This is a genomic window from Asaia spathodeae NBRC 105894, from assembly GCF_025994195.1.
Classification (GTDB): Bacteria; Pseudomonadota; Alphaproteobacteria; order Acetobacterales; family Acetobacteraceae; genus Asaia; species Asaia siamensis.
Map to the genome: position 1 here is coordinate 256745 of NZ_BAPY01000005.1, position 17738 is coordinate 274482.

16 protein-coding genes are annotated in these 17738 nt (G+C 61.4%); 8 read left to right on the forward strand and 8 right to left on the reverse strand.

Features of this window, described 5'->3' with window-relative positions:
* Positions 1–3 precede the first annotated feature (3 nt).
* The 4 genes from mnmA to AA105894_RS05770 are packed head-to-tail and all read right to left on the reverse strand — an operon-like array spanning position 4 to position 3711.
* The gene (mnmA, locus tag AA105894_RS05755) at positions 4–1068 is read right to left on the reverse strand and encodes a tRNA 2-thiouridine(34) synthase MnmA (RefSeq protein ID WP_267310862.1); all 1065 of its coding nucleotides are present in this window, start codon (positions 1066–1068) and stop codon (positions 4–6) included.
* A 56-nt stretch (positions 1069–1124) separates the two neighbouring features.
* The gene (locus AA105894_RS05760) at positions 1125–1439 is read right to left on the reverse strand and encodes a ferredoxin family 2Fe-2S iron-sulfur cluster binding protein (RefSeq protein WP_188424847.1); all 315 of its coding nucleotides are present in this window, start codon (positions 1437–1439) and stop codon (positions 1125–1127) included.
* A 23-nt stretch (positions 1440–1462) separates the two neighbouring features.
* The gene (locus AA105894_RS05765; RefSeq protein WP_267310863.1) at positions 1463–2611 is read right to left on the reverse strand and encodes a cysteine desulfurase family protein; all 1149 of its coding nucleotides are present in this window, start codon (positions 2609–2611) and stop codon (positions 1463–1465) included.
* Positions 2608–3711, reverse strand: a complete 1104-nt coding sequence (locus AA105894_RS05770) for a cysteine desulfurase family protein (protein ID WP_267310864.1) — start codon at positions 3709–3711, stop codon at positions 2608–2610. The genes AA105894_RS05765 and AA105894_RS05770 overlap by 4 nt, the downstream gene beginning before the upstream one ends.
* A 457-nt stretch (positions 3712–4168) precedes the next feature.
* On the opposite strand from AA105894_RS05770, the gene AA105894_RS05775 reads away from it, so the two are divergent.
* From AA105894_RS05775 to AA105894_RS05795, 5 genes are all read left to right on the forward strand, one after another.
* A complete protein-coding gene (locus tag AA105894_RS05775) occupies positions 4169–4834 on the forward strand; it encodes an alpha/beta hydrolase (protein WP_025841477.1) in 666 nt (221 codons plus the stop codon).
* 158 nt (positions 4835–4992) lie between these two features.
* Entirely contained in the window at positions 4993–6249 is a 1257-nt protein-coding gene (gene tyrS, locus AA105894_RS05780; protein ID WP_267310865.1) for a tyrosine--tRNA ligase, read from the forward strand.
* A gap of 187 nt (positions 6250–6436) precedes the next feature.
* Positions 6437–7030, forward strand: coding sequence for a hypothetical protein (locus tag AA105894_RS05785; protein ID WP_267310866.1), 594 nt, complete (start codon positions 6437–6439; stop codon positions 7028–7030).
* Entirely contained in the window at positions 7027–8121 is a 1095-nt protein-coding gene (locus AA105894_RS05790; protein ID WP_267310867.1) for a sensor histidine kinase, read from the forward strand. Before AA105894_RS05785 ends, AA105894_RS05790 begins: the two co-directional genes overlap by 4 nt.
* Positions 8118–8732: a response regulator transcription factor gene (locus tag AA105894_RS05795; protein WP_267310868.1), complete on the forward strand. Its 615-nt coding sequence runs from the start codon at positions 8118–8120 to the stop codon at positions 8730–8732. The genes AA105894_RS05790 and AA105894_RS05795 overlap by 4 nt, the downstream gene beginning before the upstream one ends.
* Here AA105894_RS05795 and AA105894_RS05800 read toward each other — a convergent pair whose 3' ends face one another.
* From AA105894_RS05800 to AA105894_RS05815, 4 genes are read right to left on the reverse strand one after another with little or no spacing between them, the layout of a single operon-like run.
* Entirely contained in the window at positions 8733–9890 is a 1158-nt protein-coding gene (locus AA105894_RS05800) for a glycosyltransferase family 4 protein (RefSeq protein ID WP_267310869.1), read from the reverse strand.
* Positions 9887–11698 (reverse strand): heparinase II/III family protein, encoded by a 1812-nt coding sequence (locus tag AA105894_RS05805; RefSeq protein ID WP_267310870.1) that lies wholly within the window; start codon positions 11696–11698, stop codon positions 9887–9889. The genes AA105894_RS05800 and AA105894_RS05805 overlap by 4 nt, the downstream gene beginning before the upstream one ends.
* 26 nt (positions 11699–11724) lie before the next feature.
* The gene (gene rpe / locus AA105894_RS05810; RefSeq protein ID WP_188424828.1) at positions 11725–12399 is read right to left on the reverse strand and encodes a ribulose-phosphate 3-epimerase; all 675 of its coding nucleotides are present in this window, start codon (positions 12397–12399) and stop codon (positions 11725–11727) included.
* A gap of 31 nt (positions 12400–12430) precedes the next feature.
* Positions 12431–13693 carry an RsmB/NOP family class I SAM-dependent RNA methyltransferase gene (locus tag AA105894_RS05815; RefSeq protein ID WP_267310871.1) on the reverse strand — a complete coding sequence of 421 codons (1263 nt, stop codon included), beginning with the start codon at positions 13691–13693 and terminating at the stop codon, positions 12431–12433.
* Between the two features lie 78 nt (positions 13694–13771).
* Here AA105894_RS05815 and AA105894_RS05820 point away from each other — a divergent pair, with 78 nt between their 5' ends.
* The 3 genes from AA105894_RS05820 to hemW all read left to right on the forward strand — a co-directional run bounded on the left by AA105894_RS05820 (position 13772) and on the right by hemW (position 17720).
* Positions 13772–14449, forward strand: a complete 678-nt coding sequence (locus AA105894_RS05820; protein WP_267310872.1) for a YggS family pyridoxal phosphate-dependent enzyme — start codon at positions 13772–13774, stop codon at positions 14447–14449.
* Positions 14450–14577: 128 nt separating this feature from the next.
* On the forward strand, positions 14578–16566 hold the full coding sequence (locus tag AA105894_RS05825; protein WP_188424822.1) for a potassium transporter Kup: 1989 nt from the start codon (positions 14578–14580) through the stop codon (positions 16564–16566).
* On the forward strand, positions 16563–17720 hold the full coding sequence (gene hemW, locus AA105894_RS05830; RefSeq protein ID WP_267311035.1) for a radical SAM family heme chaperone HemW: 1158 nt from the start codon (positions 16563–16565) through the stop codon (positions 17718–17720). The genes AA105894_RS05825 and hemW overlap by 4 nt, the downstream gene beginning before the upstream one ends.
* Positions 17721–17738 lie beyond the last annotated feature (18 nt).

The window sequence follows — 17738 nt, forward strand, 5'->3', positions numbered from 1 at the left end:
CTCTCAGGAAAGAATGAAGCCCCCGCCCAGCACCCTGCTCCCCTGATAGAGCACGCAGGCCTGACCCGGCGCGGGCATGGCCGGTTCATCCAACACCACCTTTGCGCCATCGGCAAGCGGATAGACCCAGGCCTCACGCGAGACTTCGCGCGCCCTGATCTGCACATGACAGCGCACGCCCTCAGGCGGCGGCTCGATCAGCCAGTTCATGTCGCGCAGCGCGAACTCGATGCGACCAGCACTTTCCTTGGGCCCGACGATGATACGACGTGTCGTGGCGTCGATACGCTTCACGATCTGGCGTCGCCCATCCTTGGTGTGGATATCACCCAGGCGCTTGCTCTGCCCGACCGTGTAGCGGGCGATGCCCTCATGCTGGCCAAGCACGCGCCCTGTCTCATCGACAATCTCGCCTGCGCCATTGGTCTCGGGACGCAGCTTCTCGACCACCGACGCATAGGTGCCTGAGGGCACGAAGCAGATATCCTGACTGTCGGGCTTGGCTGCAATGGCCAGACCGAATTCCTGCGCCTTCTGGCGCACTGCTTCCTTGTTGGGCATATCGCCAAGCGGGAAGCGAAGATAATCGAGCTGATCCTGCGTGGTCGCAAACAGAAACCATGACTGGTCGCGTGACAGATCGGCCGGGCGATGGAGTTCGGCACGCCCCTCGCCCTCGACACGACGCACATAATGGCCGGTTGCCATGGCCTCGCAGCCCAGATCGCGCGCCATGCTAAGCAGATCGGTAAATTTCACGCCCTGATTGCAGGCAACACAGGGCACAGGCGTCTCGCCACGCGCATAGCTGTCGGCAAAGCTCGCCATCACACTGCTGCGGAAACGCTCCTCGGCATCGATCACGTAATGTGGGATGTCGAGCCTGTCTGCCACGGCGCGTGCGTCGAGGATATCACGCCCTGCACAGCAGGCGCCCGGCTTGGAGACAGCCTGGCCGTGATCGTAAAGCTGCAGCGTGGCGCCAATGACCTCATGCCCCTCCTGTTTCAGGGTCGCGGCCACTACGGAACTGTCCACGCCTCCCGACATGGCAACTAGGATACGCATGAGATCTCTCTATTGTCTGAAAAAGGGGCGAACCCCGATATGGGATCCGCCAGTGTTCAGGATGCCTTGGGCAGACGCACGACCAGACCGTCCAGAGCTTCCGTCATAACGATCTGGCAGCCCAGACGGGAAGTCTTTTCGAGCCCGAAAGCCAGATCGAGCATGTCTTCTTCGTCATCCGTCGGCGCAGAGAGCTTGTCCGCCCATTCCGGGTCGACCACAACGTGACAGGTAGCGCAGGCCAGCGAGCCTTCGCAGGCGCCTTCGAGTTCGATATCGTGCTTATGCGCGATTTCGAGCACGGACAGGCCGATAGGGGCATCGACTTCCTTGCGGCTGCCGTCCTGCTCGACGAAAATCATATGAGGCATGTTCTTGTCACCCTGCTTCTTCGTTACGAGGCACGACGGGCCTCGCGTGCCGCCACCCCGAATTCCTCGAGGGCCTGCACGATCTCGGGCGTGGAGGTAAAGCGTCCGACCGACAGACGCAAGCATCGTGCAGCGTCTTTTGCATCCAGCCCCATGGCTGTCAGCACATAAGACGGCGTGATCTCGGCCGAACTGCACGCCGAGCCCGTTGAAAGGGCGATATCAGGCAACGCCGCCATGATGTCACGCGCTGCATAGCCGGGCGGAAACATCAGATTGAGCGCCCCCGCTATGCGCGGCGCCTGCACACCATTCACCACGAGGCCGGGAAACAGACGCTCGAGCCCCTTGAGCAACTGCGCGCGCAGGCCTTCAAGCCGTGGCCCTTCCCCGGACAGGGCTTTCTGGGCCAGCCGGGCTGCCTCACCGAAGCCCACGATCAACGGCGTTGGCAGCGTTCCGGAACGGAGACCCCGCTCCTGACCACCGCCAGAAAAAAGCGGCTGCAAGCGCGTGCGTGGCTTGTGTCTGACATAAAGTGCGCCAATGCCTTTCGGCCCGTAGAATTTATGAGCCGAAAGCGACATCAGATCGCTCGAGGCACAGGTAAGGCTCATTTTCCCGGCAGCCTGGGCTGCATCGGTATGAAACAGCGCGCCAGCCTGACGGGTCAGGGCCGAGAGGGTTTCAATATCCTGAATAACGCCGGTCTCGTTATTGACGCTCATGATACTGACAAGCGCCGTCGGCACCTCAAGCGCCACAGAGAGATCCCGTGCGTTCACGAGCCCGTCACGAGAGACAGGCAGGATGACTGGCTCGAAACCCTCGGCAGCAAGATCTCGCACGGATTCGAGCACGCATTTATGCTCGGTGGCGACCGTGATCACCCGGCGACGTTCGCTGCCCTGACGTGCGAGATGGCGTGCGGCGCCCTTGATGGCGAGATTATTGGCTTCGGTCGCTCCGGAGGTGAAGACAATCTCTCTCGGTGTGGCCCCGATCAGCGACGCCACGGCCGCACGGGCGTTTTCAACCGCCTCGGCAGCCAGATCACCCGCCTTGTGGCCCTCGCTATGCGGGTTCCCGTAATGCTCGCTGAACCAGGGCAACATCGCCGATACCACTTCCGGGTCGCAGCGCGTCGTGGCCTGATTATCGAGATAGATCATGCCGCTTTTTTCCCCAGACGGCCCGCCATGTCCCGATAGGCCAGAATAAACCCGTCAATCTGGCTTTCTGTCGCATTCCAGGGAAGCGATACCCTGATGGCACAGGCGGCATCGTCACCCAGCCCCATGGCCTGAAGCACGTGGGACGCCGTTACCTTGCCTGATGAGCATGCCGAGCCGGTCGAGACCGCATAGCCTGCCAGATCGAGCATCATGAGCTGCGTCTGGGCCGAAACCCCGTGCAAGATCAGCGATGTCGTATTGGGCAGGCGCGGACGGCCGCCCCCTCCGGTTATCATCGCCCCGCAGGATAATGCCGCCTCATCGACACGGTCGCGCAAAGCGGCAATCGGTGCCCAGTCCTGCGCCGCAGCCAGTTCGAAGGCAGCGGCCATGGAAGCAATGGCTGGCAGGGCCTGTGTGCCACCACGCCGCCCCCGTTCCTGACCGCCACCACGCAGCATGGGCGCAACATGTCCCTCGGCGCCGAGAACAAGAGCCCCTGCCCCCTTGATGCCTCCCGCCTTGTGTCCGGAAATCCCGAGGCTGGCCAGCCCCTCGACGGTCAATCTTGACTCGCCCTCGACATGGCGCCCCGCCAATTGCACGGCATCGACATGAAGCAGCGCGCCATATCGCGTGCACAACATCCTGATGGGCTCGATGGGGTGCAGGATGCCCGTCTCATTATTGGCAGCCATGGCGCAGACAAGTGCCGGACCACCGCGCTGGAGCGCCGTCTCGAGCGCCTGAAGGCACAAACTGCCATCGGACAATACTGGCAGAACTTCATGATCGGGCGAGGCCATACGCACGGCATCATGCTCGGTTGCGCCGATCAGCAGACGCCTGCCCTCACCGAAAGCATGAATTGCCAGTGCATTGGCCTCGGTACCGCCAGAGGTGAAAACCACCTGTTCCGGCCCGGCATTCCAGAAACGGCCAATCGTTTCCCTGGCAGATTCCAGCAGGCGGCGCGCCTCGCGGCCCGGCCCATGTACCGATGACGGATTACCTGTAAGGCGCACAGCATCGAGCATGGCAGCCATGGCGCCATCACGCAGAATTTCGGTAGCATTCGCGTCAAGATAAACGGTCATGCGCCTATAAATCGGTTTGGGCCGGGCAAGTGCAAGTCAAAACCTCACGCAGGTGAAATCGTGCCCCTTGACGATTTCTGTGGAATTTTACCCTACAGCCTCGTTATACACTGCGCCAATGATGGCGTGGCGGTCGTTTGCGGTGGGCGTTCTACCCCCCGAAAAATGCCCGCGCCGCGTCAGGGAATATCGGCCTGGTATTCTCTCACCGTCGAGGAGCTTGTCCATGTGCGTTTCAACGCCTGTCGAATCCCTTCGTGGCTTTCACCCTCGACCAGCCGTTCACACGGTACAGTACGGCTGACGCTTCCGCGCCGTTCATCATGAGCCGCTTCGCAGAGGGTCTTTTGCCCCTTCTCGTGCAAGCCTCGCGCGATCAGGTTCATTTCTCACAATAAAAACACATTCCTCTGCCGGCTTCAAATGGCCGGCAAGAGGTCAATTCGGAAGCATTTTGATGCCTGAAGTCATGTTCGCCGGCCCTGATGGCCGGTTGGAGGGTCGCTACCACCATTCTGACGAGCCGAATGCGCCGCTCGCACTGGTCTTGCATCCACATCCGCTTCACGGCGGCACCATGAACAACCGCATCACCTACACGATGTATCGGTCGTTCGAGAAAATGGGTTTTTCGGTCATGCGCTACAACTCGCGCGGCGTAGGTCGTTCGCAGGGGCGCTATGATGGCGGGATCGGCGAAATTTCAGATGCCGCCGCTGCTCTCGACTGGATGCAGATGGTCAATCCCAATTCCAGCGAGCTCTGGATTGCGGGGTATTCCTTCGGTGCCTTCGTGGGCATGCAGCTTCTGATGCGTCGTCCGGAAATCAGCGGCTGGATCAGCGTTGCCCCTCCGGCCAATGACTATGATTTCGGCTTTCTGGCGCCCTGTCCCTGCGGCGGGCTGATGATCGCGGGCGACAAGGATGACATGGCCCCCGAGCCAGGCATTCGCAAGCTGGTCGACAAGCTGAACACCCAGAAGAATGTCGAGGTCGATTATCGCATCTTCGAGGGCGCCAACCATATCTTCGCAAGCGAGGCCGAAAAAGTCGCTTCTGCGCTCGAAGACCATGTGACGGTGATGCGCAACCGCCGCGTTCTGGCGATTGCCGCAGACTGATCTGCACCCAATGGCGCAGATATTTCAAAAGGCGGGGGCTTTCCCCGCCTTTTTTATTGAGGTTTCGTACCGCTTGATGGTGGTCACGGTCGGCTTTGCGCTCTTTTCATGCTACGACCCCCAGCCTCAACCCGCCTCATGATAGTGGATAGACCGATATGGCAGAGCACGCGCTGAAAAGTCCTTTTCTGAAAGAGGCTGACGCTCGGGGCTATATTTTCCAATGCACCGACCTTGCCGCTCTTGATGACGCCCTGTGCGCTGGTCCGGTCACGGGCTATATCGGTTTTGACCCGACAGCCGACTCGCTTCATGTCGGCAACGCCCTCTCCATCATGATGCTGCGCCTGATGCAGCGCCACGGCCATCGCCCTATTGCCCTGATGGGCGGTGGCACGGCCAAGATCGGCGATCCGTCCTTTCGCGACGAAGCACGCGCCCTGATGAGCCCCGAAAAGCTCGCGCATAATCTGGCTGGCATCGAGGTCAGTCTGCGCCAGTTTCTGAGCTTCGGCTCGGGCCCAAGCGATGCGATGCTGGCCAATAATGCCGAGTGGCTCGATCGCCTTTCCTATATCGAGCTGCTGCAGGATGTCGGCGTGCACTTCTCGATCAGCCGCATGCTTTCCTTTGAAAGCGTCAGGCAGCGCCTTGACCGTGAACAGGGCCTGACCTTTCTCGAATTCAACTATTCGATCCTGCAATCCTACGATTTCCGCGAGTTGAACCGTCGTCATGGCGCAGTTCTGCAAATGGGCGGCTCTGATCAATGGGGCAATATCGTTGCCGGTATCGATCTGGCACGCCGCACGGATTCGAAACAGGTCTTTGGTCTGACGACGCCGCTGGTCACCACGTCATCCGGCGCGAAAATGGGCAAATCGGCCAATGGCGCTACCTGGCTAAGCGCGGAAAAGCTTCCGGTGTTCGAATACTGGCAGTTCTGGCGCAACACAGAAGACGCCGATGTCGGGCGCTTCCTCAAATTCTTCACGGATCTGCCGGTTGAGGAATGCGAGCGCCTTGGCGCCCTGGAAGGGGCTGCGATCAACGAAGCCAAGAAAATCCTGGCCACAGAAGCAACGGCAATCTGCCACGGGCGCGAAGCCGCTCTTGCCGCGGCAGAAACGGCGCGTCAGGCTTTCGAGACAGGCGGTCTGGCGACCGATCTGCCCTCGCGCGATCTGCCAAAAGCCGATCTGGAAACAGGAATTCCGGCTTTCCGCCTCTTTGGTGAGTCTGGTCTCGTTGCGACAAACAGCGAAGCACGACGGCTGATCCGTGGTGGCGGCGCACGTCTGAACGACGAGCCCATACAGGATGAGAACCGCGTCATCACCTCTGATGATCTGGTTGAGGGCGTACTCAAGCTTTCTTCAGGCAAGAAACGCCATCTTCTGCTGCGTCCGGCCTGACGTCTACCCGTAGGGTCAGACCTATACAGGTAACACGCTGTTTTCGCGCCCGCTTGGGTTGATGCCACAGCGCATGAACCTCCTGTCATGCTGCGTCACGCCACGGGAGTGACGCAGCACACTATTGCCGAATCGAAACTTCTCCCATGATCGCCTGCGTGACACGACGATCATGGGAGACCGAAAAATGGGTGCCTTCTTCAAACGCCCGCGTTACTGGCGCTATGCCCTGACCGATCTGGGCGGGCTTGCCTTCGCTGCTGCCTGGGGGATGCGGGGCCTTGCTGTGCTGAATTGGCCTCTCTGGATATGTGGCACCCTTCTTGCCGCCATCACCCTTCCCCTTGCCTGGGGTTTTCTGACACGCGATCTCGCTCTCGGCCGGCCGGAATTTGTGATTGATCGTGTTCTTGCGGCCCGCACCAGACGCGCGCGTGTCATACTGCTAATGGTTGCGGGAACAATGTTGTCGATCCTGCATAGACCCGATCTCATGCTGCTCGTCGCGGGTCTCGTGATCGGAGCCTCCTACCTGCCATTGGGGCGGGCAATGAAAGAGCCTGTCCATATCGGTACAGGCCTCGCCATTCTGCTCGTCACACTTTTTTCTCTGGCGCTCCCTCAGCCCTGGCACATGCTGGTTGCCGGACTCGGTACCGCGACATCCTGCTGGCTGGGCGCAGCCCTGCGTCTCATGAAAAGCCTTCCGCCCCAGGCGGTTCGGGAAACAGCGCCTGAGCCCGTCCGCGCCGGAGCACCTGACGTACAGGTGCTTTCATGAGCGAGACGCAACGCCTTACCCGCGCCGCGCTGGTTCGCCGCTTCAGCTTTGCCTTCTATCTTCTGCTTTATCCCCTGCCCTGGCTCGCACGAGGCACGACACCGCTCGCTGTCATCGCTTTTCTCTGCGGCGCCGGGCTCTTTCTGGTCCTGCCTTTCCTGCCGGGGCGCTTTGCTCTCACGGTCGGTCTGCGGGCTGGTGTCTATGCCCTGATCGGCGCAGCGCTTATTCCGTTCGGGGGATATTGGGGAATCTTCTTTATCTCGGCGGCAGCTACCTGCGGGGCCATACGCTCGCGCGTTTCCCGTTTTTGCGCCCTCGCCCCTATTCTTGCCGCTTATGGCTTCCTGAGCTGGCGTCTCGATGAGGGACTGATCGGCAGTCTGATCACTCTCGTCGTGGCGCTTGGCGTTCTGACCACGACCAGACTGTCGATGGATCTCCATAGACAGAACGAAGCTCTGGCGGCTGCGCAGGAGGAGATCAGGGCGCTGACGCTCATGACAGAGCGCAAGCGTTTCGCCCGTGATCTGCATGATACGCTCGGACACTCCCTGACCCTGATTGCCCTCAAGGCAGACCTCGCCCTGCGTCACCTCCCGGATAATCCGCAGGGGGCCGCCTGCGAACTCCATGAGATCGGCGAGAAAACGCGTCAGGCGCTTGCCGAGACGAGGCTCGCTGTCTCGGCCATACGCCTGACCAGCCTGAAGCAGGAACTGGCCGACGGCTGTCTTGCGCTCCAGGACGCTGGCATTTCTGTCGCCGTGAATGGTGACACCACATTGATGCCTCCCCGATCGGAAGCGGTGCTGATCATGGTGCTGCGCGAAGCCTTGACCAATATCCTGCGTCATGCCGGGGCAGAGACATGCGGCATCACCTTCCGGCGCAATGCCCGCGATCAGGCAGAACTCGAAATACGCGACACCCGTTCGCGGGAGACGGAGGAGGAAATCACCCTTTCATTCCGGGAGGGGAATGGTATAACGGGCATGCGTGCGCGCCTGGTCGAGCTTGACGGCAGCCTTGTCATCACCCCTCGACGCGATGGAACGACGCTCCTTGTCACGCTAGGGAATGCTCCATGAGACAGAAGCTGCGGCTTGTTCTGGCTGAAGATCAGGTCATGCTTCTGGAGGCCTTTGTCTCCCTGCTCTCCCTGGAACCCGATTTCGAGATCGTCGGCAAAGCCACCAACGGGCGCGACGCACTCGCGCTTGTGCAGACACTCCGCCCGGATATTCTTCTCACCGATATCGAAATGCCTGAACTCGGCGGCATCGAACTGGCGGAAAAGCTTTATACAACCAAGGCCCATACGGTCGTTGTGATCGTCACCACCTTCGCGCGGGCGGGCTATATGAAGCGGGCGCTCAATGCAGGTGTCAGAGGCTATCTCCTGAAAGACGCGCCTCTTGCCCAACTTGCCGAAGCCTTGCGCAATGTCGGCCGCGGCGGGCGCGCCATAGACCCCACCCTCGCGCAACAGGTCTGGGACGCGGCCCATGATCCGCTCAATTCCCGCGATCGGGCCATTCTGCGACTGGTCGAGTCAGGGCGTTCGAGCGAACAGATCGCAACGCTGTTCGACCTGTCGCCCGGCACGCTTCGCAACTGTTTTTCAGACATCATTCAGAAGATCGGGGCCAGAAACCGTGTGGAGGCCAGCCGCATCGCCCGCCAGAATGGCTGGCTCTGATCAGCTCAGAATGGCGACCACGCGCTCAAGCACGCGCTTCTGGTCATAGAGCGCGACAGCACGCGCACGGGCAGCCTCCCCCATCGCGTGACGGCGCGACGGATTGCGAACCAGCTCCGTCAAGGCCTCCGCCAGAGGCGCGGCGAGACCCGGCGGCACGAGAAGCCCGGACTCTCCCGGCACAATCTGTTCGGCAGGGCCACGGATATCGGTTGCCACCACAGGCAGGCCGGTCAGCATGGCCTCGATAACCGACATCGGCAGCCCCTCGAAATGGCTCGGCAGGGTGAAGATATCGGCAGCCGCCAGCACGCGCTGCGTATCGTCGCGATAGCCCAGCAATCTGAGGCGGGACCCCAGAATTTCCGTCGCACGCGCGAATTCCTGCTCCATCATGTCTCCATGATCTGAAGGCAGACGCTCACCGACGATCACGAGCACCGCGTCAGGAACGCTCTCCATGGCGCGCAGCAATTCGGGGTAGCCCTTGTGCCGGACGATACGCGACACGGCGATGATCACGACCTGATCGTCACCCAGACCGAGCGCCTGACGTATCTCCGCGCGCGCCTGGGCATCTGGCTTGTAGCGCGCCGGATCGCGCCCATTGCCAATGCCTTGAGCCCCACGATGAATATACAGTCTTCGTGCATCGCGCGCCTCTGCATGCGAGACGGTCATGTAGCGATCGGTAATCTGCCCGGCGGCCCATTCGAGAACAAAAGACAGGGCGCGACGCTTGAGGGAGCCTGGCTGATTGAACAGAAAGCCGTGGCAGGTATAGGCGATGCAGGGGACGCCGCACCACCACGCCGCCACACGCGCCAGCAGCCCGCTGATGGGCATATGGCCATGAACGAGATCCGGCTGCATGCGCCGGATCAATCGGATGAGAGCCCGAAGCGCCCGGAACTGGGCAATGGGTGAATAGGAACGCGCCATTGGCAGCGCATGCACCACGAACCCGTCCTCACGCAGTGTCGCGAGATGCGGCCCGTCTGCACAGCCACCTTCCACATGATGCCCGGCGTCACGCAGCGCCTGCATGAGTGGATGCAGAAACTGCTTCATGGCAAAATCGACATTCGCGATTTCGAGAATACGTTTGCTGCCCTCTCCCCCGGCACGGCTCGGAGGCCGCTTGCGGCGCCAGATCATTCCGGTACGCGCTCCATGACCCATTGCACGACCTGCCTTGCAGGCAGAGGCTCACTTCTGTGAGGGAGCTCCGGCAATGCAGGCGCGCCAGCAGTCGTCGAAGACTGCGTATCCGCAGTCGCATCAGCCCCGGTTTCGCCTGGCTCTCCCGGCTGGGAGGGAGGCATTGTCTCGCCCTCAGGAGCCGCTTCGGCCTCCCCGGGCTCCCGCGAAGCCGGGGTTGTCACCGCATCGCTATCGGTCGACACCGGCGCCACCTCAGCCGCAGGCGGGCGAATGACGATCTGGTGGCTTGCTACCGGCTTTTCACCCCCTGCATAGACACTCCGTTCCAGAGAGAGCACGCCCCCCTCCTGTCGAAAGCGCCAGATCATCCCGCCTGCATGCATCAGTACTTCGTCCCCATCAGGGGCGAGTTCGGCCTGAACCGAGGGATGGAGATGAAAGCGCAGGGCAAAGGCCACCCGACGTTCGCCATCGACACATTCCTCGCCACGAAGATCCTCTCCTGTGGGACCGAGATAGAGCCGACGGCGCCAGCTGGCCCCAAAACCGGGATACCAGCCATCATGCTGACCATCGACCCAGTGCGCGCCATCCTGACTCTGATGGGTAAGTGTTACATGGGCGGGGCGACGGGCGATCGTGCCCGCCGGGGTAAAGTCGCAGCAGGAGGTTTCCTCAACCACAAGCGAGCTATGCGCGGCGGTCTCGCGCAGCGCCTGTTTCCACATACCGGTCGAGGCAGCACCACAATTGACGAAAAGACGCTGCCTGCCATGCGAGAACTCCAGCGCAAGCGGCGCGGCATGAGCATTGCCGTCATGGGGGGCGCCTGCAGGAGGCGCGCCATCGACGAAAAGAAGCGCCTTGCCTGCTGAAATACGCCAGAACCCGCCATCGGGCATCGATGACGCCAGAAGGCGCTGACGTGCCCCGTACTGGATGATCCGGTCTATCTGACGGTCATCCTGCTCCTTGCTGCCGTGAAACAACGCCAGACTGCCATCGCCATGACGCAGGGCTCGCAGAACCGGGCAGATACGGGCGAGCGCGTTCTGTACTTTCTCAGAAGGTGAAAGCTGCGCCATACGCATGAACACGCTGATTTCGGCCAGTTCGCGCGCGGCTTCCATCTGCGCCTGCGGACTCCGTTCGCGCAGCGTACCATCGGGCAGCGTCAGACGATCCAGTTCCTGCTCGAGATAGCGATGAAAGCGGTGCAGAAACCCGGTCTGCGACGGGATCGCCACCGCGACCGCGAGCAGCCCCTTGAGAGCGGTCAGATTGCGCCATCCCTGCTCGGCCAGCGGCAGCATGATGGAAATCAGGCGTCCCTCGACCAGAAGGCGATCCATCACTTTCTGACGAAACGCCTCGCTTGCGGAAGATGCAAAGAAATCGAAATGACCAAGCCAGGAGGCCAGTCGCGCTCCGGTTGCAGGGGCGTTGAGCACCAGCGGATCGATGGGTGGCTGATCGAGCCAGCTGCCGACAATCGAGCGGGCATAGAGACGGGCTTCGTCGCTGCCAAGTGCGCGCAAATCGCGCAGCCAGGTGAAGCCCTGAAGCCATTCGCGCGTGACCGGGGCCAGATCGGCATATTCCCAGTCATGCGCGCGCAAGGGGATGTTGCGGCCTTCGAAACGGGCCGCACCGCTCACCAGCAGCGCACCATGGTCAGGATTGCCCGGCCAGATATCGCGTATCGCATGAACGGGACGATCGGGCGCACGGGCGATGCCCGGCACGCTCGATGGAAGCCGGGCTAATGAAAGACGAGCTTCACGCGCCCAGCGTCCGAACATGCCGGTAGGTTCCCTCGGTCAGAAGATCAGGACAGGCTCCCCGCCTGTCTCAAAGAGTTGATTGCAGCAGCATAATCATCCTGACCGTAGATGGAAGTCCCTGCGACCATCATATCGGCACCAGCGCCCGTTGCGAGCGACGCGGTGGTGAGGTCGATCCCCCCATCCACGCCGATGCGGATATCACGGCCCGTCGCATCGGCCATCTGGCGTAGCTTGCGGATCTTGGGCACCTGGCTCTCGAGGAATTTCTGCCCGCCAAAGCCCGGATTGACCGTCATCACCAGAATGATGTCGACCAGATCGAGCACATATTCGAGCGCCTCGGGCGGCGTGCCGGGGCAGATGGCAATACCCGGCTTCTTGCCGAGCGCACGGATATGCTGAAGCGTGCGATGCACATGCGGATTGTTTTCCACATGAACATGGATATGGTCCGCCCCAGCCTTGGCAAAGGCTTCGATGAACGCATCGGCGGGCTCGATCATGAGATGCACGTCAAAGGGCTTGTCCGTTCGGTTGCGCAGGGCGGCAACCATGCCGGGGCCGAAGGTCATGTTCGGTACGAAATGCCCATCCATGACATCGAGATGCAGCCAGTCGGCCCCATCACGCACCACGGCCTCGACCTCCGCACCCATACACGCAAAATCGGCACTGAGAATGCTCGGGGCAATCAGGGGGGTTTTCAGCTGGGGCATTATCCTACCTTTTCTCTAACGCAGATCTGTTTCAGGTGCTTTTGCGCAGCCTTGCCGCGAAAAATCCATCCATCCCGCCATGCTCGGCCCACATGCCGGGATGTGTACGGAATGTTCCCTGTTTCGTCAGGGCTTCGGGCATGGAGGCGAGGTCTTCGGCTGTGAAAGGCTCCAGCACCCAGCCACGCTTGAGGGCTGCGGCGACGCGCTGCGGGCCTTCCTCATCCTGAAGCGAACAGACGGCATAAAGCAGCACACCGCCGGGCTTGAGCATGGCTCCAGCCGCGTCGATCAGACGGTCCTGATCCTTGGCCAGAGCCAGCACATCACGCGGGCGCTTGACCCAGAGCACATCGGGGTGACGGCGCAGCGTGCCGGTAGCAGAGCACGGCGCATCAAGCAGGACGGCATCGACCTTTTCTTCAGGCTGCCAGACGAGCGCATCGGCGATAACGACCTTCGCGTCCAGCCCCAGCCGGTCGAGATTCTGTTTAAGACGCTTCGCCCGCGTCTCCTCGCGTTCGACCGCAATAACCTCGGCGCCTGCCACAGCAAGCTGGGCGGTCTTGCCGCCCGGTGCCGCACAGAGATCGATCACGCTCTGGCCGGGCTGAATGTTCAGCAGACGCGCCGGCATGGTGGCAGCTGCGTCCTGCACCCAGAAAGCGCCCTCGTCGAAGCCCTCCAGTTCGGTCACGCGCGTACCTGGCGCGAAACGCAGGCTGCCATTGGGCATGACCTCACCGCCCTCGGGAGCGGCAGCGCCGGGGCGCAGGGTCAGATCGATGGGTGCCTCACGGTGCAGGCCTGCCGCGATATCGCGCGCGCGCTTGTCCCATGCGGTCCAGAGCCAGGCAGGCACGTCCAGACGATCGGCATCAAGTCCTTCCGCCAGCTCATCGCCATCACGCGCGACACGGCGCAGCACAGCATTGGCAAGCCCTGCAAAGGGCGCCAGCCCGCGACGGCGCAGCAGCGAGACGATGGTGCCGACAGCGGCATGAGGCGGGGTTTCGAGATGACGAAGCTGTGCCACCCCCATGAGCAACGCGCAGCGTACGGGAGCAGGCGGCTCACGTCGCAGCAGCGGCTGAAGCAGCTCGGTCATGCTGCCCATATGGCGCAGAACGGTTGCCGCCAGACGATGCGCACTGGCGCGGTCGCGCGGATCGGTCAGCGCGCTGCGGTCGAGCGTCGTCTCCAGCATGCGTCGATGCTCGACGACACCGCAGAGAATATCGAAGGCCAGATCGCGTGTCGGATCGGCGGGAATCTGTGAAGGTGCTTTGGACATTGCCTTGCCAATGGCATTTCGCGAAGCGGCGCGCTACCCCTTCCTGCATCCGAACAGCAACAACTTACGGAACCGGCCATGTCAAACGACACGCTTTCTTCCCGTCTCGATCAGATCCGCGCCCGTATCGGGCATGAATGCGTGCGCGTCGGACGCCCGGCAGAAGCTGTCAGACTGGTCGCGGTCAGCAAGTTTCACCCGGCCTCTGCCGTCGAGGAAGCCCTGAACGCGGGGCAGAGGATCTTTGGCGAAAACCGTGTGCAGGAAGCCAAAGAGAAATTTCCGGCCCTGCGTGAACGCTGGCCCGATCTGAAGCTGCATATCATCGGCAGCTTGCAAACGAACAAGGCGCTGGAGGCCTGCCGTCTCGCGGATGTCATCGAGTCCGTCGATCGCCCCGGCCTGGTCGATGCGCTGTCACGCGCTGCTGACCGCCTCGGGCAGCTGCCTGATCTGTTCGTTCAGGTGAATACGGGCGACGAGCCGCAGAAATCTGGCGTGCCTCGCGACGAGGCCTCACAGTTCATCACCCTCTGCAAGACCCGTTTCGGCGACTCCCTCAAAGGCATGATGTGCATTCCGCCTGAAGAGGAAGACCCGGCGCCCCATTTCGCTTTTCTGGCGCGGCTCGCACATGAACATGAATTAATCGAATGTTCGATGGGGATGTCTGCCGACTTCGAAACGGCCATCGCGCACGGGGCCACGCTCGTCCGTGTCGGCACCGCCATCTTCGGCAGCCGTCCCAGACCCTGATTTCACAAGAGCCACTGCGATAGCGTGCTTGCGGTCGCCGGAAAAACCATCGTATGGCAGGCTTTATGTCAGTGATCGCTCACATCTATGTGTGCGACGCAGCGTGCTTGCCATGAGTTGGAACAGAAATGACAGACAGGCCTGACGGATTGCCAGGTTCGACAAACGCCGCAGCACCAGCCAGTGCGAAGACGGCGACCGACGGACACGGCTCAATCCGTGAGTTCGGCGCGACTGAAGATTTGCACAAGAAGGCACCGGTCGGCCTCGCGGGGCTTCTGGGTGTGCTGGGCGTCGTCTATGGCGATATCGGCACGAGCCCGCTCTACGCCTTTCAGGCCTCGGTCCAGATTGTCGGTTCCATTCGTCACCCGGCAGAAAGCTGGGAGATCATGGGCATTGAAAGCCTGATCTTCTGGGCGTTAATGCTGGTCGTGACGATCAAATACGTCATGCTGGTGATGCGGGCGGATCATGATGGCGAGGGCGGGATCATCGCCCTCATGTCGCTGGCCCAGCGCGTCTGCAAATCACCGAAATTCCGATGGATCTTTGGCATTGTTGGCATTGGCGGCGCCTGCCTTTTCTTCGGTGACGGCATCATCACCCCTGCCGTTTCGGTGCTTTCAGCCATTGAAGGCATTGAGGTCTCTGTCCCCTCGGCCTCGCATATCATCATCCCGGTGGCGATCATCATCCTGATTGCGCTTTTCAGCGCGCAGGCTCTTGGCACGGGCAAGATCGGCCGTGCCTTTGGCCCTATCATGATGGTGTGGTTCCTGACGCTGGCAGTGATGGGCATTCACTCCATCATGCAGACGCCCGGCATTCTCATGGCGCTCTCGCCCTATTATGCCGCGCAGTTTGTCTTCTATCACGGCTGGCTTGCCTTTATCGCGCTTGGCTCGGTCGTGCTCTCCGTGACAGGTGCCGAGGCGCTTTATGCCGATATGGGGCATTTTGGCCGTGCCCCGATCCGTTATGCCTGGCTGTTCTTCGTTCTGCCTTCGCTGACGCTCAACTATCTCGGTCAGGGCGCATTGCTGCTGCGCAACCCGGCCGCGCTGCAGAACCCGTTCTATCATCTGGCCCCCGGCTGGGCGCAGATCCCGCTTCTGCTGCTTGCCACCATGGCGACAGTCATTGCGAGCCAGGCCGGTATCTCCGGCGGGTTCTCTCTCTGCCGCCAGCTCATTCAGCTCGGTTATCTGCCGCGCATGCGCATCATGCACACCAATGCAGAAGAAGAAGCGCAGATCTATCTGCCCGTCTTCAACTGGGTGCTGGCTCTGGGTTCGATCCTGCTCGTTCTCTCCTTCCGCTCGTCCTCGGCTCTGGCCGCGGCTTACGGCATTGCCGTGACCGGCACCTTCATGTGCACCGCCGTGCTGGCGATGGTCGTGTTCCGCCGCGTGTTCAACTGGAGCGTGCCGCTGGCCGGTCTCGTGTTCGGGTTCTTCCTGATCAGTGACGGCACGTTCTTTGCAGCCAATGTCCTGAAAATTCCCGATGGGGGCTGGGTGCCCCTCGCGATCGGTGTGTCGGCAACGATCCTCATGACAACATGGGCACGTGGCCGCAGCCTTATCCGCGCGCGTCAGGCTGCGGACTCGCTGCCCATGGCGTCGTTCCTCGCACGCCTGCCGCAATCGCGCACCGTGCGCGTGCCTGGAATGGCCGTGTTCCTGACCGCCAATCCCGACACGGTGCCGACCTGCCTGCTGCATAATCTCAAGCATAACAAGGTGCTGCATGATCATGTGCTGTTCGTTACCGTGCAGAACCTCGATCAGCCGGAAGCAGAGCGCGGCCACCGCGCCATGGTGCAGGAACTCGCGCCGAACATCTATCGGGTGATCGTACGCTACGGCTTCATGGAAATGCCTAATCTGCCCAAGGCACTCGAAGAGCTGAATGCCGCCGGGGTCGAGTTCGACGCGATACAAGCCTCCTATTTCGTCTCCCGTGAGCTGGTGGTGCGCTCTACCCTGTCCAAACTCTCGATCTGGCGCATGTGGCTGTTCCTGCTGATGGTGCGTAATGCCACCCCCAGCACCGAGTTCTTCCGCATTCCGCCAGACCGCGTGGTCGAGCTGGGCGTGAGGATCGCAATCTGAGCGACCCCACCCCGCTCTCGCTTTACGTGCATTGGCCATTCTGTCTGGCGAAATGCCCCTATTGCGATTTCAACTCCCATGTGCGGGACGAAATTCCCCACCAGCGTTTCACGACCGCGCTGAGGCAGGAGCTCGCCTCTGACGCTGCCCGCACGGGACGGCGGGCCTTGCGCTCGATCTTTTTCGGCGGGGGTACCCCCTCCCTGATGCAGCCCGAGACCGTCGCGTCGCTGATCGAGGATGCACGCAGGCATTTCGACGCGCCTGAAGATCTTGAAATCACGCTCGAGGCCAATCCCACCAGTGTCGAGCGCGGCAAGCTCGCCGCGTTTCGTGAGGCCGGCGTCAATCGTGTCTCTCTGGGCATACAAAGTCTGGACGAGACAGATCTGCGTTTTCTGGGGCGTGAGCATTCGGCTTCCCAGGCCATTGCCGCGCTCGAAACCGCACGCAACCTGTTTCCCCGGCTGTCTTTTGACCTCATCTATGCGCGCCCCGGCCAGACCCTGAGCGCATGGGAGGCTGAATTGCGTCGGGCGCTCGATCTCGCCTCCGATCATCTCTCGCTCTATCAGCTGACCATCGAGCAGGGAACGAAGTTTGAAGGGCTTTACCGGCAAGGGCGTTTCGTTCTGCCTGAAGAAGACGATGCAGCCCTTCTTTACGAAAAGACCGCCGAGATTGCCGGTTTCTACGGGCTGCAGGATTACGAGATCTCGAACTACGCTCGCCCCGGCGCGGAGAGTCGTCACAACCTGACCTACTGGCGCTATCAGGATTATATCGGCATCGGCCCGGGTGCCCATGGGCGCCTGACACTCGACGGCGCGCTCATGGCCACACGCCGCCACAGAGCGCCGGAGATCTGGGCGGATCGTGTCGAGCAGCGCGGGAGCGGCTCAACCGACGAAACCCCGCTTTCCTCCGAAGAGCGCGGACGCGAATCCCTGCTGATGGGCCTGCGCCTGCGTGAAGGCATCGCGCTTGACTGGTTTGAAGAGCGTACTGGCCGCAGGATGGAGGATTGCGTCGACGCACGCATTCTCGAAGGCGCGCTCGAGGAAGACTATCTGACGCTCACCGAACAGCGCCTGATTGCGACCGATGAGGGGCGTATCAGGCTTGAAGCCCTGCTCGGGGCACTCGTCCTCTAGGGCTACGACAACCCTGAA